The 20,395-nt window shown below is 69.4% G+C and carries 21 protein-coding genes; 11 read left to right on the forward strand and 10 right to left on the reverse strand.

Annotation, left to right across the window (positions count from 1 at the left end; genetic code table 11):
- Positions 1-206: 206 nt before the first annotated feature.
- From LMA02_RS11650 to LMA02_RS11700, 11 genes are all read left to right on the forward strand, one after another.
- On the forward strand, positions 207-770 hold the full coding sequence (locus tag LMA02_RS11650; RefSeq protein WP_166723640.1) for an RNA polymerase sigma factor: 564 nt from the start codon (positions 207-209) through the stop codon (positions 768-770).
- Positions 767-1,207, forward strand: a complete 441-nt coding sequence (locus LMA02_RS11655; protein WP_228905009.1) for a DUF3619 family protein — start codon at positions 767-769, stop codon at positions 1,205-1,207. The genes LMA02_RS11650 and LMA02_RS11655 overlap by 4 nt, the downstream gene beginning before the upstream one ends.
- 26 nt (positions 1,208-1,233) lie before the next feature.
- Positions 1,234-1,998, forward strand: coding sequence for a DUF3106 domain-containing protein (locus tag LMA02_RS11660; RefSeq protein ID WP_228905010.1), 765 nt, complete (start codon positions 1,234-1,236; stop codon positions 1,996-1,998).
- A 75-nt stretch (positions 1,999-2,073) separates the two neighbouring features.
- Positions 2,074-2,514, forward strand: coding sequence for an RDD family protein (locus LMA02_RS11665; protein ID WP_416378664.1), 441 nt, complete (start codon positions 2,074-2,076; stop codon positions 2,512-2,514).
- 236 nt (positions 2,515-2,750) lie between these two features.
- Entirely contained in the window at positions 2,751-3,689 is a 939-nt protein-coding gene (locus LMA02_RS11670; RefSeq protein ID WP_228905015.1) for a UDP-2,3-diacylglucosamine diphosphatase, read from the forward strand.
- A 29-nt stretch (positions 3,690-3,718) separates the two neighbouring features.
- Entirely contained in the window at positions 3,719-4,753 is a 1,035-nt protein-coding gene (locus LMA02_RS11675; protein WP_228905016.1) for a glycosyltransferase family 4 protein, read from the forward strand.
- A complete protein-coding gene (locus LMA02_RS11680; protein ID WP_228905017.1) occupies positions 4,750-5,286 on the forward strand; it encodes a diacylglycerol kinase in 537 nt (178 codons plus the stop codon). The genes LMA02_RS11675 and LMA02_RS11680 overlap by 4 nt, the downstream gene beginning before the upstream one ends.
- A 193-nt stretch (positions 5,287-5,479) precedes the next feature.
- Positions 5,480-6,235, forward strand: coding sequence for a TetR/AcrR family transcriptional regulator (locus LMA02_RS11685; protein WP_059680581.1), 756 nt, complete (start codon positions 5,480-5,482; stop codon positions 6,233-6,235).
- Positions 6,232-6,816 carry a TIGR00730 family Rossman fold protein gene (locus LMA02_RS11690; protein ID WP_166726011.1) on the forward strand — a complete coding sequence of 195 codons (585 nt, stop codon included), beginning with the start codon at positions 6,232-6,234 and terminating at the stop codon, positions 6,814-6,816. Before LMA02_RS11685 ends, LMA02_RS11690 begins: the two co-directional genes overlap by 4 nt.
- A gap of 22 nt (positions 6,817-6,838) precedes the next feature.
- On the forward strand, positions 6,839-7,600 hold the full coding sequence (locus LMA02_RS11695; protein WP_228905018.1) for an SDR family oxidoreductase: 762 nt from the start codon (positions 6,839-6,841) through the stop codon (positions 7,598-7,600).
- A gap of 229 nt (positions 7,601-7,829) precedes the next feature.
- Complete coding sequence (locus tag LMA02_RS11700) at positions 7,830-9,728, forward strand: ArnT family glycosyltransferase (RefSeq protein WP_228905019.1); 1,899 nt, start codon at positions 7,830-7,832, stop codon at positions 9,726-9,728.
- Positions 9,729-9,829: 101 nt separating this feature from the next.
- On the opposite strand, the gene LMA02_RS11705 is transcribed toward LMA02_RS11700, so the two are convergent.
- The 10 genes from LMA02_RS11705 to kdpC all read right to left on the reverse strand — a co-directional run bounded on the left by LMA02_RS11705 (position 9,830) and on the right by kdpC (position 20,378).
- Positions 9,830-10,447: a DUF924 family protein gene (locus tag LMA02_RS11705; protein WP_228905021.1), complete on the reverse strand. Its 618-nt coding sequence runs from the start codon at positions 10,445-10,447 to the stop codon at positions 9,830-9,832.
- Positions 10,444-11,175 carry an alanyl-tRNA editing protein gene (locus LMA02_RS11710; protein ID WP_228905023.1) on the reverse strand — a complete coding sequence of 244 codons (732 nt, stop codon included), beginning with the start codon at positions 11,173-11,175 and terminating at the stop codon, positions 10,444-10,446. Before LMA02_RS11710 ends, LMA02_RS11705 begins: the two co-directional genes overlap by 4 nt.
- A 103-nt stretch (positions 11,176-11,278) precedes the next feature.
- A complete protein-coding gene (locus LMA02_RS11715) occupies positions 11,279-11,689 on the reverse strand; it encodes a group II truncated hemoglobin (RefSeq protein ID WP_006754237.1) in 411 nt (136 codons plus the stop codon).
- 43 nt (positions 11,690-11,732) lie between these two features.
- Positions 11,733-14,237: an ABC transporter permease gene (locus LMA02_RS11720; RefSeq protein ID WP_228907631.1), complete on the reverse strand. Its 2,505-nt coding sequence runs from the start codon at positions 14,235-14,237 to the stop codon at positions 11,733-11,735.
- Positions 14,238-14,344: 107 nt separating this feature from the next.
- Entirely contained in the window at positions 14,345-14,962 is a 618-nt protein-coding gene (locus LMA02_RS11725) for a DUF4126 domain-containing protein (protein ID WP_012364337.1), read from the reverse strand.
- A 222-nt stretch (positions 14,963-15,184) separates the two neighbouring features.
- Positions 15,185-15,505, reverse strand: a complete 321-nt coding sequence (gene sugE / locus LMA02_RS11730; protein WP_228905025.1) for a quaternary ammonium compound efflux SMR transporter SugE — start codon at positions 15,503-15,505, stop codon at positions 15,185-15,187.
- A gap of 160 nt (positions 15,506-15,665) precedes the next feature.
- A complete protein-coding gene (locus LMA02_RS11735; protein WP_006752203.1) occupies positions 15,666-15,950 on the reverse strand; it encodes a DUF333 domain-containing protein in 285 nt (94 codons plus the stop codon).
- A gap of 175 nt (positions 15,951-16,125) precedes the next feature.
- On the reverse strand, positions 16,126-16,824 hold the full coding sequence (gene kdpE / locus LMA02_RS11740) for a two-component system response regulator KdpE (RefSeq protein WP_228905027.1): 699 nt from the start codon (positions 16,822-16,824) through the stop codon (positions 16,126-16,128).
- Positions 16,817-19,651, reverse strand: coding sequence for a DUF4118 domain-containing protein (locus tag LMA02_RS11745; RefSeq protein ID WP_228905029.1), 2,835 nt, complete (start codon positions 19,649-19,651; stop codon positions 16,817-16,819). Before LMA02_RS11745 ends, kdpE begins: the two co-directional genes overlap by 8 nt.
- A gap of 145 nt (positions 19,652-19,796) precedes the next feature.
- Positions 19,797-20,378, reverse strand: coding sequence for a potassium-transporting ATPase subunit KdpC (gene kdpC, locus LMA02_RS11750; RefSeq protein ID WP_166725073.1), 582 nt, complete (start codon positions 20,376-20,378; stop codon positions 19,797-19,799).
- Between the last annotated feature and the right edge of the window lie 17 nt (positions 20,379-20,395).

Below are 20,395 nucleotides of genomic sequence, written 5' to 3' on the forward strand. Positions count from 1 at the left end.
CGATAGCGGCTCATGATTGGGTCGTCAAGCAAAATATCCCGCAGCGCATCATGGCCCCCGCCCGGCGGCCCGCGGACGCGGCTCGCGCGCAACGTGGCACGCCGTAACCGGTGCCAAGTTGCGCGAAAATTTGTTAGCATCCGCGGGTTTTACGAAATTTTTCGACCTTTTCACACGCCGCAGTCCGCAGCGCATACCTTTACGGAATGGCATCAGACAAGGAACTCGCCGACTTTCTGGCGGGCGTCGAAAGGCGCGCGTTCAAGCAGGCTGCGTACGCCGTGCGTGACGACGATGCGTCGCTCGACATCGTGCAGGACGCGATGATCAAGCTGGCGGAGAAATATGGCGACCGGCCGGCGGCCGAGCTGCCGCTGCTGTTCCAGCGGATCCTGCAGAACACCATCCACGACTGGTTCCGCCGGCAGAAGGTCCGCAATACGTGGGTCACGCTCTTCTCGTCGCTCAACAATACCGACGACGACGACTTCGATCCGCTGGAAACACTCGAATCCGCGGACGACAATGCGGGTGTCGAGAGCACAGAGCACCGCCTCGAGCGGGAACAGGTTCTGGCCCTGATCGACGAAGAAATCCAGAAACTTCCGGCGCGTCAACGGGAAGCGTTCCTGATGCGTTATTGGGAAGATATGGATGTCGCCGAGACTGCCGCCGCAATGGGGTGCTCCGAAGGCAGCGTCAAGACGCACTGCTCGCGAGCCACTCACACCCTGGCACACGCGCTCAAGGCCAAAGGAATCACGCTATGAGCTCCGCTCCCGTAAATCGAGAATACGAATTCGCGCTGAAGGTCCGCCGCGCGCTGGACGAACGTGCCGCGGCGCTGCCTGCCGCGACCACCGACCGTCTGGCCGTCGCGCGCCGGGCCGCGCTCGCGCGCAAGAAGCCGGAACCCGCGAACGCGCCGGTGTTCGTGCCCGCCTTCGCCGGTGCGGCCGGCGCATACGGCATGTCGCCCGCGAGCCACCCGCAGGCCGGCCGCCCGTCCGTGTCGCTCGCGCGCCGGCTGCTGCGCGCGTGGCCGCTCGCGCTGCTGCTGGCGGGGCTCGTCGGCATCGCCTACTGGGAAGACATGCAGCGCACCGCCGAGCTCGCCGACATCGACGCGGCAATGCTCAGCGACGACCTGCCGCTCAACGCGTATCTCGATCACGGGTTCAACGCGTATCTTTCGCACGCACGCTAACAGACAATAACGAGGGGATCGCACGGGTGAATCAGAAACGCGGCCTGGCCGTATTTTTCGGATGCGTGATCGCGATCGCCGTTTCCTACGTCGCCACCTACTCCCGATTCAACCCGCCCCCCGCGACGGTCTCCGCCGCGGCCAGCAGCGCGCCCGCGCCGACCTCGGCCGCCGCCGCGCTGTCCACCGAACTCGCCCCGCTGCCCCTGCCGCTGCCGGCCGCCAACGGCCCGCTGTCGTGGGCGCGGCTGACGCCCGCACAACGTGTGGCGCTCGCGCCGTTCGCCGATCAGTGGGACGGCTTCAGCGATGCGCGCAAGCGAAAATGGCTGAAGATCGCATCGCGTTTCGCGAAATTGACGCCTGATGCGCAAAAAAACCTGCAGGACAGGATGTCCGAATGGGCGCGGATGACGCCCGAGCAGCGTCGCGTCGCGCGCGAGAATTACCAGAGCGCGAAGGAGCTGTCCGCGCAGGCGCGCGAGCGCGCGTGGAAGGCCTACCAGGAATTGCCCGAAGAACAGAAGCAACGCCTCGCCGCGACCGAGCGCCGCCGCCGGCCGAGCGTCGTCAGCGCGCCGCCGACCGTCGCCGACCGCGATGTGCGCCGCCTCGTCAATTCGCACGAGCATCCGGCGAGCAACGTCGCAGCCGTGCCGGTGCCCGCATCGGCCGGTGCCGGCGTGCCGCCCGCCGCGTCATCCACGTCCGGTACCGGGCCCGCAACCGCACCGGCCGTCGTCACGCCCGTATCACCGGCCGACGCGCCGTCGATGTTCAAGGGTTCCTGAGCGGCCGTGGCGAGCGCCCCCGCACCCCAGGCCCCGGCCATCGCCGCGCCGTCCGTGCGGCGGCGCCTCGCGGCGATGCTGTATGAGGCCGTGCTGCTGTTCGGCGTCGTGTTCTTCGCGGGCCTCGCATTCAGCCTCGCCACGCAGCAGCGCAACGGCCTCGTCCATCACGACATCCTCGCCGCGTGGATCGCGCTCGTCGTCGGCGCGTATTTCGTCTGGTTCTGGACCCATGGCGGCCAGACACTGCCGATGAAGACCTGGCGGCTGCGGCTCGAATCGTCGAGCGGCCGGCCGCTGAGCGCCGTGCATGCGCTCGTGCGCTATGCGCTCGGCTGGCTGTGGTTCCTGCCGCCGCTCGCGCTGCATCCGCTGCTCGGCCTGTCGGTGCCCGTCACGCTCGCGCTCGCCGCCGCGTGGATCGTCACGTGGGCCGGCGCCGCCCGCCTGCACGCCGATCGCCAGTTCCCCCACGACCGCCTCGCGCGCACGCGCGTCGTCGCGATTCCGCGCTGACGCACCGCGCGCGGTTCGCGCATCCATCAGACTAAACCCGTCGAAACCACCCGCAGGGCCGCCCCGCGCGGCTTGCCCGATAGCGACAGGCCCGTTGGTTCGGCAGGTGACACAACCCCGCCCCATTCACCGCTAAACACGCCGCGACGACAGTAATAAGAACGTCTCGTGACTGTCATGGCATGGTCACGCCCACATGGCGCAATGCCGGTAATGTCAACCGGCGCGAGTCATGCATGGGCCAGAAAACGTCCGCGACCTCCCTGTTCCGTCAACCGCTCGGCGCCCGCGCCGTCACCGCCTTCCTGTCCGGCTCGGCCGCAACCGATGCCCTTTCGACGCACGAGCCGCCGGCCGCGCACGCGACGCAGCATGACGACCCCGAACCGTCCGCGCATCGTTACCGCACGATTTGGCTGTCCGACATCCATCTCGGCTCCAGCGGCTGTCAGGCGCCGTACCTGCTCGACTTCCTGCGCCATAACGATTCGGAGTACCTGTACCTCGTCGGCGACATCATCGACGGCTGGCAGCTGAAGAAGGGCTGGTACTGGCCGCAGGCGCACAACGACGTCGTGCAGAAGGTCCTGCGCAAGGCGCGCAAGGGCACGCAGGTGGTCTACATCCCGGGCAACCACGACGAAGGCGCGCGGCAGTTCTGCGACCTCGCGTTCGGCGACATCCAGGTGCGCGGCGAGGCGTTTCACACGACGCTCGCGGGCAAGCGTCTGTGGATCGTGCACGGCGACCTGTTCGACGGCGTGATCCAGCACGCGAAATGGCTCGCGTATCTCGGCGACACGCTCTACACGCTGATCCTCGTGCTCAACCGCTGGTTCAACCGGATCCGCAGCCGGCTCGGCTTCCAGTACTGGTCGCTGTCGCAGTACCTGAAGCACCAGGTGAAGAACGCGGTGAACTTCATCTCGCAGTTCGAGACCGTGATGACCGACGAAGCGCGCCGCCGCGGCTGCGACGGTGTCGTGTGCGGGCACATCCACAAGGCCGAGATCCGCGACATCGACGGCGTGCTGTACTGCAACGACGGCGACTGGGTCGAGAGCCTGTCCGCCCTCGTCGAAACGATGGAAGGCGAACTGAAGATCGTCTACTGGACGGCGATGCGCACCGCGCCGTCCGCAGCCCCGTCGCGCAAGGCCAAGGCCACCGCCTGACACAACTCCACTTACAGGACACAGCCGCGATGAAGATCATGATCGTCACCGATGCATGGGAACCGCAGGTCAACGGCGTCGTGCGCACGCTGAAGAGCACCTGCCGCGAACTCACCGCGCTCGGCCACCGGGTCGAAATGCTGACGCCGCTGGAATTCCGCACGGTGCCCTGCCCGACCTACCCCGAGATCCGCCTGTCGATCCTGCCGTACCGCAAGCTGCGCGCCCGCATCGATGCGTTCGCACCCGACGCGCTGCACATCGCGACCGAAGGCCCGCTCGGCCTCGCCGCGCGACGCTATGCACGCTCGCGCAAGCTGCCGTACACGACCGCGTATCACACGCGCTTTCCGGAATACGTGCAGGCGCGCTTCGGCATCCCGCTGTCGGCCACCTACAAGTTCCTGCACTGGTTCCACGGGCCGTCGCTCGCGGTGATGGCGCCGACCCCGGTCGTGAAGCAGGATCTCGAGAAGTTCGGATTCACGAACGTCGTGCTGTGGACGCGCGGCGTCGATCTCGACATCTTCCGGCCGATGGAGTCGAAGGTGCTCAACACCGCGCGACCGATCTTCCTGTACGTGGGCCGCGTCGCGATCGAGAAGAACGTCGAGGCGTTCCTGCGTCTCGATCTGCCGGGCTCGAAGTGGGTCGCGGGCGAAGGCCCGGCGCTCGCCGAGCTGAAATCGCGCTATCCGGAAGCGAACTATCTCGGCGTACTGTCGCAAACCGAGCTCGCCAAGGTGTATGCTGCGGCCGACGTGTTCGTGTTCCCGAGTCGCACGGACACGTTCGGCCTCGTGCTGCTGGAGGCGCTCGCGTGCGGCACGCCGGTCGCCGCTTACCCCGTGACGGGCCCGATCGACGTGCTCGGCGGGGGCGCTGCCGGCGCGATGCACGAAGACCTGCAGGAAGCCTGCCTCGAGGCGCTGAAGATCGAACGCGAGACTGCCCGCGCGTGGGCCGAGCGCTTCTCGTGGCGCGCGGCGTCCGAGCAGTTCGCATCGCATCTGAAGCCGCTGCCGAAGACCTCGTACTCGCCCGCCGAAGGTGCCGCCGTTTGAAACGAGACCTGAACGACAAGATCCCACCCGCTGCCGCGACGGCGCAACTGCCTCATCCGTTCGACGAAGAAGAGCCGCACGCCGACGCGGACGTGCACACGCACGAACCGCTCGGCCCCGACGATCGTCTGGCGCCGCTGCCGCCGAACCCGTACAAGCGCCATCGCGGCATCACGCGCGCGTGGTACGCGCTCAAGCATTCACTGAACGGGTTTCGCGTCGCGATCCGTGAGGAAAGCGCCTTTCGCCAGGAGCTCACGCTCGCCGCGCTGATGCTGCCGATCGGTGCGTTCTCACCGGTCCCGGCCGCGTCACGCGCGCTGCTGATCGCGTCGGTGCTGCTCGTGCTGATCGTCGAACTGCTGAACTCGAGCGTCGAGGCCGCGATCGATCGCATCTCGCTCGAGCGCCACGAACTGTCGAAGCGCGCGAAGGACCTCGGCAGCGCGGCCGTCACGGTCGCGCTGTTCGCGTGCGTGACGACGTGGGGCTTCGTGCTCGGCCCGGTCGTCGCGCGCTGGCTCGGCTTCTAGCGGCATCCGCGGCATCGCCGCCGTGCGGCGGTGCACCATGCGCCGGGAACGCGCGCGATCACGAAATGCGCCCGTTGGCAGGAAACAGCGGTTTATAATCGTCCGCTAGACTTAGAACAGCAACCCGCGCCGGACGAATCTCGCAGCATCGATTGCAGCGCCCGCCAGTCCGGCACACACAGGGCCGGACGACATGGAAGCGAAACCTCCCCGCCGCACCCGCGAACGGATTCTCGAGTTGTCGTTGAAACTCTTCAACGAGATCGGCGAGCCGAACGTCACGACCACGACGATCGCCGAGGAAATGGAAATCAGTCCAGGCAACCTGTACTACCATTTCCGCAACAAGGACGACATCATCAACAGCATCTTCGCGCAGTTCGAGCAGCAGATCGAACGGCGGCTGCGCTTCCCCGAAGATCACCGTCCGACGATCGACGAGACCTGGTCGTATCTGCAGTACATGGCCGACTTCATGTGGACCTACCGGTTCCTGTATCGCGACCTCAACGACCTGCTCGCGCGCAACCGCACGCTCGAGACGCACTTCAAGCAGATCATCAGCCACAAAGTGCGCTTCGCGCACGACATGTGCGAACTGCTCGTGTCCGACGCCGAAATGGTCGCGACGCCGGCCGAGATCGAAGTCATCGCCACCAACATGGCCGTGATCTCGACGTACTGGCTGTCGTATCAGTACGTGATGCATCCGCGCAAATACAACGATCAGGACGCGATCCGCGAAGAGCTGCACCAGGTGAGCATGCACGTGATCTCGGTGATGGCCCCGTATCTGCGCGGCCGTTCGCGCCAGCTGTTCGACGATCTCGTCTCCGGCAAGCTGCCCAAGCGCCAGTTCACCGACTACCTGCCGCCGCGCGACGGTTCGCCGCGCCCCGCCGGCAGCCCGGTCACCGCCAAGCCCGCCGCGAAGGATACGAAACAATGAAGGCAGTGTGTGTTTATTGCGGCTCGTCGTCCGGCGTGCGGCCCGTCTATGCGGACGCCGCGCGCGCGTTCGGCCGCGCACTCGTCGATGCGGACCTGACGCTCGTCTACGGCGGCGGCCGTGTCGGCCTGATGGGCGTGATCGCCGATGAAGTGATGGCGGCCGGCGGCCGTGCGGTCGGCGTGATCCCGGAGCTGCTCGTCGACAAGGAAGTCGGTCATACCGGGCTGTCCGAGCTGCACGTCGTGCCCGACATGCACCACCGCAAGAAGATGATGGCCGACCTCGCCGACGCGTTCGTCGCGATGCCCGGCGGCGCCGGCACGCTCGAGGAACTGTTCGAGGTCTATACGTGGGCGCAGCTCGGCTATCACCGCAAGCCCGTTGCGGTGTACAACATCGATTCGTTCTACGATCCGCTGATCGCGCTGCTGCGCCATACGGTCGACGAAGGCTTCATGCGTCCGACCTACTTCGACGCGCTGTGCATCGACTCCGAACCGGTCGCGCTGATCGAGCAGTTGCGCCGCTACCAGCCGCCCGTCCGCGACAAGTGGGCGTCCGACGACGCGGCCAAGTAACGCTTCCCGGGAGCCACGCGCGATGCCCGCACCGTCCGATCGCAAAGCCGTCCTGATCACCGGCGCGAGCCGCGGCATCGGCCGCGCGACCGCCGTGCTCGCGGCCGAGCGCGGCTGGGACGTCGGCATCAACTACGCGCGTGACGCGGCGGCCGCCGAACTGACCGCGCAAGCCGTTCGCAACGCCGGCGCACGCGCGTGCGTCGTCGCCGGCGACGTCGCGGACGAAGCGGACGTCAACGCGATGTTCGATGCAGTCACGGCGGCGTTCGGCCGCCTCGATGCGCTCGTCAACAATGCGGGGATCGTCGCGCCGTCGATGTCGCTCGCCGACATGCCGGTCGACCGGCTGCGGCGGATGTTCGACACCAACGTGCTCGGCGCCTACCTGTGCGCACGCGAAGCCGCGCGCCGGCTGTCCACCGACCGCGGCGGGCGCGGCGGCGCGATCGTCAACGTGTCGTCGATCGCGTCCCGGCTCGGTTCGCCGAACGAGTACGTCGACTACGCGGGCTCGAAAGGCGCGGTCGATTCGCTGACGATCGGCCTGGCGAAGGAGCTCGGCCCGCACGGCGTGCGCGTCAACGCGGTGCGCCCGGGGCTGATCGAGACCGAAATTCATGCAAGCGGCGGCCAGCCGGGCCGCGCGGCGCGCCTCGGCGCGCAGACACCGCTCGGCCGTGCGGGCGAAGCGCAGGAGATCGCCGAGGCGATCGTCTGGCTGCTCGGCGACGCGGCGTCATACACGACGGGCGCCCTGCTCGACGTCGGCGGCGGACGATAATCGCCCTCCAAGGCACCAAAACGGGCCGACTGAAACATTCCCCTGGTCACGACACCACAAATCTCCACAATATCGTGACCATTTCAGTAAACGTTCGTAACAGTTCCATGCTTTACTAGCGCCAAGCCTGAAAACGGCCGGTCACCGGCTGTCTTTCTCGCCTTGATGTGCCCCTTATTGGTTCCGGCCCATGTCGCCGGACCGGCTTGACCCGACCGAGATCTTTTCCATGCCCGGAACCGCAGCACCCGGCCGGCGACGCACGTCCTCCGTGCCCGCTTCGGCCACGCACGCCCGATCAGCCGCCGATCCCGACCTCAACGCGACGCTCAATGCCGCCGGCACGCCCGCCGTGGCCGGCGCGAGCGCGACGAACGGCGTCGGCGATCGCGTGCTGCGGCTCGGCTGGCGCGTCTGGCTGCTGGTCGCCGCGCTGGTCTGCGCGTATACGCTGCCGGGCGTGCTCGGCCACGATCCGTGGAAGCAGGACGAAACCTATACGTTCGGCATCATTCAGCACATGCTCGAGACGGGCGACTTCGTCGTACCGACCAACGCCGGCCTGCCCTTCATGGAAAAGCCGCCGCTCTACGCGTGGGTCGCGACGAGCCTCGCGTGGCTGCTGCAGCGCGTGATGCCGCTGCACGACGCGGCACGGCTCGCGAGCGCGCTGTTCGCCGCGCTTGCGTTCGGCTTCATCGCCCGCGCGGCACGCAGTGCCAGCCGGGCCCAAGGCTGGCTCGAGCTGCGCGTGATGGGCCCCGTCGTGCTGAGCGCGGGCACGCTCGTCGTCATCAAGCACGTGCACGACATGATGACGGACGTCGCGCTGTTCGCCGGCACGGCAATGGCCTTCTGCGGCCTGCTCGAGCTCGTGATGCAGCACGTCGCGCGCGCGCAGCAGATGCGGCATGCGCTGCCGATGCAGCCGTCGAGCCGCTGGGCCGCGCCGATGTTCGGCGCGGGCGTCGGCATCGCGCTGATGGCGAAGGGGCTATTCGTGCCGCTGGTGTTCGCCGCCACGCTCATGGGCGCGCTGGTGCTCTACCCCGCCTGCCGTACGCGCGCGTTCGCGCGCTCGCTCGGAGTCGCCGCGCTCGTGTTCGCACCGTTCGCACTGATCTGGCCGACCGCGCTGTTCCTGCGCTCCGAGACGCTGTTCATGACGTGGTTCTGGGACAACAACGTCGGCCGCTTCTTCGGCTTCTCGGTGCCGGAACTCGGCGCGGAAAACGACAAGCCGTTCTTCATCCTGCGTGCGTTCCTGCTCGTCGGCTTCCCGGTCGCGCCGCTCGCGATCGTCGCGCTGGTGCGCGGCGCATGGCGTGACTGGCACGCGCCGCGCGTCGCGCTGCCCGTGCTGTTCGCCGGCATCGGCCTCGCGGTGCTGCAAGTGTCCGCGACCTCGCGCCAGCTCTACATCCTGCCGTTCTTCGCGCCGCTCGCGCTGGTCGCCGCGCAGGCGATCGAACGCCTGCCGCGCGGGCTGCATCTCGCCTGGGATTACCTGAGCCGCCTGCTGTTCGGTACCGCCGTCGCGCTCGCGTGGGTGATCTGGGCGGTGATGGCCGATCCGCGCGCATCGCGGGCGAGCCTCGCCCCGCTCGGCCGCTGGCTGCCGCTCGACTGGACGATGCCGATCGAGCCCGGGTTCGTGATCGGCGCGCTGGTGCTGACCGTCGGCTGGCTGTGGCTGCTGCCCAAGCTGCGCACGACCGGCCTGTGGCGCGGCGCGCTGTCGTGGGGCGCGGGCGCGCTGGTGGCATGGGGCCTCATATATACGCTGCTGCTGCCGTGGCTCGACGTCGCGAAGAGCTACCGGTCGGTATTCGACGACCTGAACGCGCATCTCGCGCTCGAATGGAGCGACGGCGACTGCATGGCGAGCCTGCACGGGCTCGGCGAGTCGGAAGCGCCGATGCTGTACTACTTCTCCGGGATCCAGCACACGCCGATCGACGACGCGAAGACGACGCGCTGCACGTGGATGATCGTTCAGGGCGTGCGGGCCGTCGATCCGGCGCCGGGCAGCGAATGGAAACTGTTCTGGACCGGCGCGCGCCCGGGCGACAACGAGGAACTGCTGCGCGTCTACGTGCGCACGCCTGAAGAACACGACGCGCCGTGATGCCAGGCGGCGCCGCGCAACGGCGCCGTCGTGATCTCCGGCATGCGACGCAAGCGGTGCGCGAGCGCGGCGTCACGCCCGGCGCGCCACCGCTGCGCACGTCAAAACGACGAACCGGGCTCGCGCAGGAATGCCGCCTCTTCGTCGGTCGACGCGCGACCGAGAATCGCATTCCGGTGCGGGAATCGCCCGAAGCGCTCGACCACGGCCGCGTGGCGCAGCGCGAAGTCGTGATAGCTCTCGCACCCGGCCTCGCCGCGAATGCCCGCGCACAGCCGCACGGCCTCGCGCTGGCTCTCATCCGACTCGTCATGTTCGAACGGCAGGTACGCAAACGCGCGGTGATGGCCGCTCGGCAGTTGCGCGTCCCACCCGGCCGCGACGACGCGCCGTGCGAGCGCCAATGCCTTCGGATCGGCGGCGAATGCGCGCGGCGTGCCACGATGAATGTTGCGCGAGAACTGGTCGAGGACCACGATCAGCGCGAGCGCGCCAAGCGGCGTGGCGGCCCAGCGATCGCACGCGCCGTCGCACGCGGCGTCGAGCAACGCGCCGTAGCGCGTGCGCAGCACGTCGTCGAACGCCGCGCCGCCGTTGAACCATACCTTGCGCGCGTGGCCGAACTCGGCCGAATCCGGCTCGCCGAACCAGAAATCGAGAATCTCGCGCGCTTGCGGATCGAGCGCCGCGGCGCTGTCCATCAGGTTGTCGATCGTCATGCAAACTCCAGTACGAGGCGCCGTGTCCGCGCGCTCTTCTTTTCAAGTTTGGCGACCCGCAGGTCGCCGATTTCCGACGTATTGTGCACGTGCGTGCCGCCGCACGGCTGCAGGTCGACGCCGGCGATGCGCAGCAGCCGCACGCGGCCCAGCCCCATCGGCGGCTTCACGCTCATCGTGCGCACGAGCTCGGGCCGCTCGGTCATCTCCGCGTCGGTGATCCATTCGGTCGTGACCGCATGCGCGCCGCGGACCAGCTCCGCGAGACGGCGCTCGACGTCGACGCGATCGATCGCGTCGGACGTCGCGAAATCCAGCCGCACGTAGTCGGCCGTCACGCTGCAGCCGTCGACCGGGTACGGCAGCACCGCGCACATCAGGTGCGCGGCCGTATGCAGCCGCATGTGCCGGTAGCGGCGCGGCCAGTCGAGGTCCGCGACCACGCGCGCGCCGGGCGTGAGCGCCGCTACGCGCGCCTCCTGGCCCGGCGCGGGCACGTGCACGGCGTCGTCGGGGGTTGCGCCGTCGAACTTCGCCTTGCGCGTGTCGGCGATCGCGATCGTGCCGCCGTCGGGCAGCGTCAGCATGCCGCTGTCGCCAGCCTGGCCGCCGCCGAGCGGATAGAACACGGTGCGGTCGAGCCGGATGCCGTCATCGCCGACGGCCGCGACGACGGCGTCGCATTGCGTCAGATAGGCATCTTCGCGAAACAGGGCCTGGGTCGTCATCGGGGGACCTCGTATCGATCGGGGAAACGGTCAGTGTCGCGCCGCACCGGATCGGCACCCATACGCAGATCGTCCAGCGTCCGGGCAGCGGCGTACCGGTCGATCAACCGGGCCGGTTGCGCATCCAGTCGGCCGTGTCGTAGAACGAATGCATGAGCCGCTCGCGCAGCGGCTCGGGCAAGCCGGTGTCCTCCATCGCCCACGCCATGCAGCGCAGCCACTGGTCGCGCTCGACCGACGCGATCGGGAACGGCAGGTGCCGTGCGCGCAACCGCGGGTGGCCGAACCGGCTGATGTAGTGGTCGGGGCCGCCGAGCCAGCCGCACAGGAACCAGAACAGCTTGTCGCGCGAACCGTCGAGCGACGCCGGATGCAACGCGCGAATCTCCGCGAACTCGGGCTCGAGGTCCATCAGGTCGTAGAAACGGTCCACCATCTCGCGCACGCGGGCTTCGCCGCCCACGAGCTCGAACGCCGTCGGCTGCGACGGCGCATCATCATTCACATCGGTCATTACGGATAATCGGAAACGGGATATTCGGGGCCGCCGGCGACGCTCAGGCGTCGCGCAGCGACTGCAGCGCGGGGCGCCGCAACACATTATGCAGGCTCAGCCAGCCGGCCGCACCGGCGCACGCGACGCCGGCCGCGATGCCGGCCGGCACGAGCCACGGATCGACGGCGAGCTGGAAGTCGAACACGCGCGATGCAAGCACCCAGCCGACCGCGATCGCGCCCGCCGACGCCAGCGCGCCGGCGAGCGCGCCGACGACGATGAATTCCGCGCGCTGCACCGCATTGACCTGCGCGCGCGACGCGCCGAGCGCGCGCAGCAGCGCGGCCTCGTGCACACGCTCGTCGCGCGAGCCGGCGAGCGCCGTGTACAGCACGAGCACGCCGGCCGCGAGCGTGAACCCAAACAGGAACTGCACCGCGCCGACCACCTGCAGCATCATCCGCTGCAGCTGCGCGAGGATCGGCGCGACGTCGATCGCGGTGAGGTTCGGGTAGCGCGCGATCAGCGGATCGAGCAGCGCCGCCTGCTCGGCAGGCAGGTGGAAGCTCGTCAGGTAGACGGCCGGGAAATCCTTCAGCACGGGCGGCGGCATCAGCACGAAGAAATTGACGCGGAACGAGCCCCAGTCGAGCTTGCGCACGCTGGTGATCGGCGCATCGACCGTCAGCCCCGTCACGTCGAAGCGCAGCGTGTCGCCCGGCTTCACGTTCAGGATCTTCGCGAGCCCGTCCTCGATCGAGATCTCCGGCCTGGCCGAGTGGCCGAACCAGTCGCCCGCGACGATCCGGTTGTCGGACGGGAGCTCGGTCGTATACGACAGGTTGAATTCACGGTCGACGAGCCGGCGCGCCTCGTCCGACGGATACGCGTCCGGGTTCACCGGCTTGCCGTTGATCGCGACGAGCCGGCCGCGCACCATCGGCGCGGGCACCGCGTCGCGCACGCCGTGCGCGGCGAGCCACGCCGCGACGTCGTCGCGCTGGTCGGGCTGGATGTCGATCAGGAACTCGTTCGGCGCATCGGGCGGCGTCGACTGCCGCCAGCCGGCGACCAGATCGTTGCGCGTGATCGCGATCAGCAGCAGGCACATCAGGCCCAGCGCGAGCGCGGTGATCTGCAGCGCACTCGCCGTGCCGCGCCGGTGCAGCGACGCGAGCGCGTAGCGCCAGCCGATGCCCGCGGCCACGCGCGCATTGCGCACCGCGCGCGCCGCCACGTACAGCACGAGCCTCGCGATCAGCGAGAAACCGACCAGCGCGCCGGCGAACCCGCCCGCGACGATCAGCCCGAGCTTCAGGTTGCCCGCCGCGACGATCAGCAACCCCGCGAACATCACGACGCCGATCGCATATGCGGCCCACGCGATACGCGACGCGTCGCCCCAGTCGCGCCGCAGCACGCGCACCGGCGGCACGCGCGTGAGCGGCGCGAGCGGCGGCAGCGCGAAGCCGAGCAGCAGCACGAGCGCGGCGCCGACCCCGACGAGCGCGGGCCAGAGTGTCGGCGGCGGCAGCGCGACCTCGATCAGGCCGCCGAGCGCAGCCAGCAGCGCCCAGTGGCCGCTGTAGCCGAGCACCGCGCCCGCGATGCCCGAGACGATGCCGATGCCCGCGAATTCGAGCGCGAACAGCGCGCCGAGCGTGCGGCGGCTCACGCCGAGACAGCGCATCGTCGCGCAGCCGTCCAGATGGCGCCGCATGTAGCGCTGCGCGGCCATCGCGATCGCCACCGCCGCGAGCAGCGCGGTCAGCAGCGCGACGAGCGTCAGGAAATGGCGTGCGCGATCGAGCGTCTGGCGCACCTGCGGCTGACCTTCCTGCAGCGATTCGAGGCCGACGCCGCGCAGCTTGCCGCCGTCGACGCGCCCGTGCGCGTAGGCCTCGAAGCGCGCGACGGCCGGCGTGTCGCCGGCAATCAGCAGCCGGTACGTGACGCGGCTGCCGTAGCCCGTGAGCCCGGTCGCGGCGAGTTCGTCCGCGCGCATCATCAGCCGCGGCGAGAAATTGACGAACGAGAAGCCACGATCGAGCTCGCGGGAGATCGACGCGGCGACCGTGAACGTGCGCAGCCCGACGCGCACGGTGTCCCCCGCCTTCAGATGCAACGCATCGAGCAGCGCGGGATCGGCCCACACGGTGCCGGGCGCGGGAATCGCAGTCGCCTTGTGCGCGGCGCTCGCGCCGGCCGGCACGATCTCGACCGCGCCGCGCAGCGGATAGTCGGGCGATACGGCCTTGACGGCCGCGAGGCGCGCGGGTGCCGCGTCGCTCGCGTGACCGCCGGCGGCCGACGCGATCATGCTCGGGAAGATGGCGGTCGTCGCGGTGCGCAGCCCGAGTGCGCGCGCCTCCTGATCGAACGACGGATCGACGGGATGGTCGGCACGCACGACGAAATCGGCGCCGAGCATCTGGCGCGCGTCGCGCTCGAGCCCCTGGCGCAACCGGTCGGCGAGAAAACCGACGCTCGTCAGCGCCGCGACCGCGAGCACCAGCGCCAGCACGAGCAGCGTCAGCTCGCCGGCACGCCAGTCGCGTGCGGTCATCCGCGCGGCCTGGTGGATCAGGTCGTGCCAGCCGAAGCGGCCGGCGTGGCCGGGCCGCCCGGCCGGCGACGGGTCAGCGTGCTGCCGCTCGGCGGGTGACGGCGCCTTCAATCGCGCTTGCCCCCGATCGAGTTGAGCCGCGTCACCATGTGGTTGGCCATCCCGCGGAACCCGCCGGACACGCCGCGCCACAGACGCGGCAGCGCCCACGCCGACGCCGCGATGAACGCCGCGAGCAGCACGAGGAACGCGAGCGGAACGAAGAACGCGAGCGCGAGGCCGCCGAACACGAGCCCGTCCTCGGTAGACGACGCGACCCAGTTGGAGATCGGTTCCGGAGACAGGTTGATCAGCGCGCGCGTGCCGGCCTTCGCGACGTGCGCGGCGCCGGCGAGCGAACCGCCAGCCAGCCCGGCGACCGCGAGCACGGTCGGGTCGGCATGACCGAGCGCACCGGCGGCCAGCACCGCGCCGGCCGGAATGCGGATGAACGTGTGCACGGCGTCCCACAGCGAATCGAATGCGGGAATCTTGTCGGCGAGGAATTCGGTGACGGCGAGCACGGCGGCGGCGCCGATGACCCACGGCGACGTCAGGACCGCCAGCGTATCGGGCAGATGAAGCCAGCCGACCCGCGCGAGCACGCCGGCGATCAGAACCGTCAGGTAAAGGCGCAGCCCGCTCGCCCACGCGAGCCCCGCGCCGAGCGAAATGGCTTCGATCATGGCCCTCTCCTTGCACGTGCCGTGCGATTTGCCGATTGATCGGATCGAGTCGGTATGACCGGCCGCGGGGCGCGTGGCGACCGGCCCCGCCTGCCGCGAACGGCGCAACGGCATTCAGGCCCGAATGCGTTCCATTATAGACAGGCTCTCAGGAGGGCCGACGCAATTCCGCGGTGCGTCACGGCCGGGCGCGGGCGCCAGTCGGCGCCCGGCAGGTCGGCATCAGGCAGCGGACGACAGTTTCAGGCCGACCAGCCCGAGCACGATCAGCGACGCGCTCGCGACGCGGGCGACGGTCAGCGCCTCGCCCATCATGACGATCCCGAACACGAACGCGCCGACCGCGCCGATACCCGTCCACACCGCATACGCGGTGCCGAGCGGCAGCTGGCGCATCGCGACCGCGAGCAGCCCGAAGCTGGCGAGCGACGTGACGATCGTAAACACCGACGGCCAGAGTTTCGTGAAACCCTCTGACGATTTCATGCCGGCCGCCCAGGCCACTTCCAGCAAACCGGCGATCAACAACAATACCCACGCCATCTCGATTACTCCGTATCGGATGGGGCCGTCCCCGTTGAATCGAATGACCCGGGGTCGTCCCCGGGCGGCGCCGAGTATAACAAGAGGCTTACAGGTATGCAGGATGCCCACATTGAGAATCGGGCCGGAACATGGTCCGGCCGCGGCGGCCGCGCCGCGCTCAGTTCGACACGCGCTTGGCGCCGCCACCGCCGACGCAGCGGTCGTCGCGGTACAGCGCCCATTCGTCGCACACGCGGCCGTCCTTGAACACGCACATCCCGACCTGACCGCTCGGCAGGTTGCGGATCATGTGGCGGCCGCCGAGCTTCACGCAGTTGACCGACGCGGGATTGGCAAGCGCCGCTTGCGGCGCCGAAGGCTGCTGCCCGGGCGGCAGCGGCTGCGAGAACGCGCCGGACGCGGCAAGCGCCAGCGCACACATGACGACCAGACGGACGGACATTGCATGCTCCTCGGTTTCGTTCGCGCAACGGTCAGCATAGCGGGGAATGCGTGGCGGGTGTGCGCGGCCGGCGCATGTGGCAACGATGTCGCGCCGATGCAACTTCACCGGCGGGCGGCCTTGCATTCCGGCCGCATCGCGCGGCGGGCATCACGCCGCACGCATCACGCCGCAATCACGCAGCGCCCACGAGCCGGTAGCCGACGCCCGTCTCGGTGACGATGTGCTCCGGCTGCGCGGGATCGCGCTCGAGTTTCTGGCGCAGGTGCGCCATGTAGATGCGCAGATAGTGGTGGCTCTCGACATGCGACGGGCCCCACACGTCGCGCAGCAGCTGGCGATGCGTGAGCACGCGTCCCGCATGCCGCACGAGCGTCGCGAGCAGCCGGTACTCGAGCGGCGTCAGGTGCACGATCTCGCCGTCGCGCCACACCTGGCGCAGCGCGAGATCGACGCTCACGCTGCCGAAGCTGACCTTCGGCGATTCGTTCGCGCCGCCCTGGTTGCGCCGGCGCAGTTGCGCGCGGATCCGCGCGCGCAGTTCGGACACGCCGAACGGCTTCGTCAGGTAGTCGTCGGCGCCCGCGTCGAGCGCGGCGACCTTCTCGTCTTCCTGCGTGCGCGCGGACAGCACGATCACCGGCACTTCCGACCAGCCGCGCAGCTCGCGGATCACGTCGAGGCCGTCGGTATCGGGCAGGCCGAGGTCGACGATCACGAGATCGGGCTTGCGGGTCGCCGCGTCGATCAGCCCCTGCTTGCCCGTCTCCGCCTCGAACACGGCGATGTCCTCCTCTTCGAGCGCGGCGCGCACGAAACGGCGGATCTGTTTTTCGTCCTCGATCAGGACGACGGTCAGGCTCGGTTCACTCATGATCTGGCAATGGCTCGGAGGGTGACGGTGCGCCGGGCACGTCGAGGTCGTCGGGTACGGCAGGCACGGCCGGCGGCGTGTCGACCGGCAGCGTGAACCAGAAGCGCGCCCCCGTCACGCGGCCGTCGGGCCCGGTCCGGTTGAGCGCGCCGATTCTACCGCCGTGCGCCTCGACGATCGCGCGGCAGATCGCGAGGCCGAGCCCGATGCCCGGCGTCGCCGATTCCTTCTCGCCGCGCGTGAACTTGTCGAAGATGCGCGTTTCCATCCCGCTCGGCAAGCCCGGGCCGTGATCGTCGACGTGCACGCGCACGAACGGGCGCCCGTCGTCGGTCACGCGTGCCGCGCCGATGTCGATCGGCGTGTCGGCCGGCGTGTACTTCGCCGCGTTCTCGAACAGGTTGGTGAGCAGCCGCTCCATCAGCACCGCGTCCATCTGCAGGAGCGGCAGGTCGGCCGGCAGCGACACGCGCGCGGGATGGTGCGCGAGCACGCGCTTGCATGCGGCGAGCGCGGCGCCGACGGTTTCCTCGAGCAGCGACCACTCGCGCTTGAGCTGCACGCTGCCGGCCTGCAGCCGCGCCATGTCGAGCAGGTTCGTGACGATGCCCGTCATCCGCAGCGCCTCGTCGTGGATCGCGTCGACGAGTTCGCCTTCGCGCTGCGCGCACCGTTCGGCCGCCGGCGTGTGCGGCGCGGCCGCGCGCGCGTTCGCGAGCATCGACGAAAAGCCGACGATCGTCGTGAGCGGCGTGCGCAGGTCGTGCGAGATCGCCGACAGCAGCGAGTTGCGCAGCCGCTCGGACTCCATGTTGACGAGCGCATCGCGCGCGATCTCGACGTAGTGCACGCGTTCGAGCGCGAGCGCGATCTGCGCGGCGAACGCATCGAGCATGCGCAGCTGCTCGGGCACCTCGAGCTCGCGCGGCTCGCGCGACGCCACCGCGAGCACGCCGCGCGTGCGCATCGGCGCCTTCAGCGGCAGGTACAGCGCGGCGGTCGCGGGCAGCGTGTCGGTGCCGCGGCCGGCCGGCTTCTGCTGGTCGTACACCCACTGGCCGACGTCGCTGTCGAGATCCGCGCCCGTCAGCGTGACGGCCTCGTCGGGTTCCTCGATCTTCTGCCGTACCTGGTCCGCGCTGTCGGGCAGCAGGAACGCGACGCGTGCGCGGAACACCTCGCCCACGTGGCGGCTGCCGATCTCGACGATCTGTTCGGTCGTCAGCGCCGCGCCGAGTTCGCGCGCCATCGCGTAGATCGCGCCGGTCCGGCGCTCGCGGTGCTGCGCGACGCTCGCCTGGCGCGTCAGCGTCGACGTCAGGTGGCTGATCACGAGCGACGTGAGCAGCATCCCGAAGAAGGTCAGCAGGTATTGCGTGTCGCTGACCGAGAACGACATGCGCGGCGGCACGAAGAAATAGTCGAACGCCGCAACCGACAGGAACGACTGCAGCACGCCCGGGCCGCGTCCGAGCCGCACGGCCGAGAACACGACGCCGAGCAGGTACAGCATCACGAGGTTCGTGAGGTCGAGCCGTGCGGATACGAGGCTCGCGACGCCGGTGATCGCCGCGCAGATCGCGGCGGCGTACAGGTAGTGTCGCGGCGGCGAACGCCGCGTGCCGAATTGCGCGAACGCATCGCGCCAGTCGCGGGCGCGCGCGTCGAGCGGCACCGCGCGCACTTCGTCGCTCGCCGACGCACGGATCAGCATCAGGTCGACGTCGCCCGCGCGTTCGGCGAGCTTTTCGCCGAACGGCCGCGCGAAGCGGCGCGCGAGCCCGACCTTCGGCGAGCCACCCGCGACGATCTTCGACACGTTGCGCACCTTCGCATAGCCGATCAGCGCGGCGACCGCGTCGTCGCCGGCGAGCGTGGCCGTCTCCGCGCCGAGCTCGGCCGCGAGCTTCAGCGCATCGAGCGTGCGCTGCCGCCGCGCGTCGGGCAGCCGCTGCAGCCGCGGCGTCTCGACGTACACGGCGATCCAGTCGGCCTTCACGCTCGCGGCGAGCCGCGCGGCCGCGCGCACCAGCGTCGGCGCCTCGGGACCGGGCCCGACGCACACGAGCAAGCGCTCGCGCGCCTGCCAGATGCGCTGGATCGAACGATCGGCGCGGTACTCGCGCATCTGCGCGTCGACGCGGTCGGCCGTGCGCCGCAGCGCCAGTTCGCGCAGCGCGATCAGGTTGCCCTTGCGGAAGAAGTTGCGCACCGCGCGCTCGGCCTGCTGCGCGAGATACACCTTGCCGTCGCGCATCCGCTCGAGCAGCTCCTCGGCCGGCAGGTCGACCAGCGTGACCTCGTCGGCCGCGTCGAACACGCGGTCGGGCACGGTCTCCCACACGCGAATGCCGGTGATCGCGCCGACCACGTCGTTCAGGCTTTCGAGGTGCTGGACGTTGACGGTGGTGTACACGTCGATGCCCGCATCGAGCAGTTCGTAGACGTCCTGCCAGCGCTTCAGGTGACGTGCGCCCTGCACGTTCGAATGCGCGAGCTCGTCGACGAGGATCAGCTGCGGGGCGCGCGCGAGCGCGCCGTCGAGGTCGAATTCGGCGAGCGTGCGGCCGCGATAGTCGATGCGCGCGAGCGGCAGCACGTCGAGGCCGTCGAGCAGCGCGGCGGTTTCGCCGCGGCCGTGGGTCTCGACGATGCCGACGACGACGTCGACGCCGTCCTGCAGCCGCTGGCGCGCGGCCTGCAGCATCGCGTAGGTCTTGCCGACGCCCGCGGACGCGCCGAAGAAGATCTTGAGCTGGCCGCGCCGCTGCTTTTCTTCGTCGCGCTGCAGCTTGTCGAGGAGTTGGTCGGGATCGGGGCGGTTCATGCGTGAGGAAGGCGAAGCGCCGGATTGCGCGCGAGTATCGGCATTGTTGTTCCAAATCGCCGCAAAAGGCAAAGACGGCGCAGGCGCCGTCGGAAAAGTCGGACCCGGCGCGCCGCAAGCCGCGCCGGGAAGCCCCGATCCGCGTTCAGTGCGCGGCCTGCGCCGCGTCGAGCGCGAGGTTCAGCTTCAGCACGTTCACGCGCGGCTCGCCGAGCACGCCGAACTGGCGGCCCGCCGTGTTCGCGGCGACGAGCTGCGCGACCGCGTCGGCCGTCAGGTTGCGCGCCTTCGCGACGCGCTCGACCTGGTACGCGGCCGCGGCCGGCGTGATCTCCGGATCGAGGCCGCTCGCCGAGGCCGTCACGAGGTCGACCGGCACGGGCTTCGACAGGTCGGTGCCCGCGTCACGCAACGCGGCGATGCGCGCCTTCACCTGGTCGGCGAGCGACGGATTCAGCGGGCCGAGGTTCGAGCCGCCGGAGCCGCTCGCGTTGTACGGCATCGGCGAGGTGGCCGACAGCCGGCCCCAGAAGTACTTCGGCGCATCGAACGGCTGGCCGATCAGCGCGGAGCCGACCGCACGGCCGTCCTTCTCGATCAGGCTGCCGTTCGCCTGCGACGGGAACACCGCCTGGCCGAACACGGTCATCACGGCCGGGTAAGCGAGCCCCGTCACGACGGTCAGTACGACAAAGATCACGACGAGCGGGCGAATCAACGTTTTCATGATGGTTCCTTCAGGTA

This window comes from Burkholderia sp. B21-005 (assembly GCF_020843965.1).
Lineage (GTDB): Bacteria > Pseudomonadota > Gammaproteobacteria > Burkholderiales > Burkholderiaceae > Burkholderia > Burkholderia ambifaria.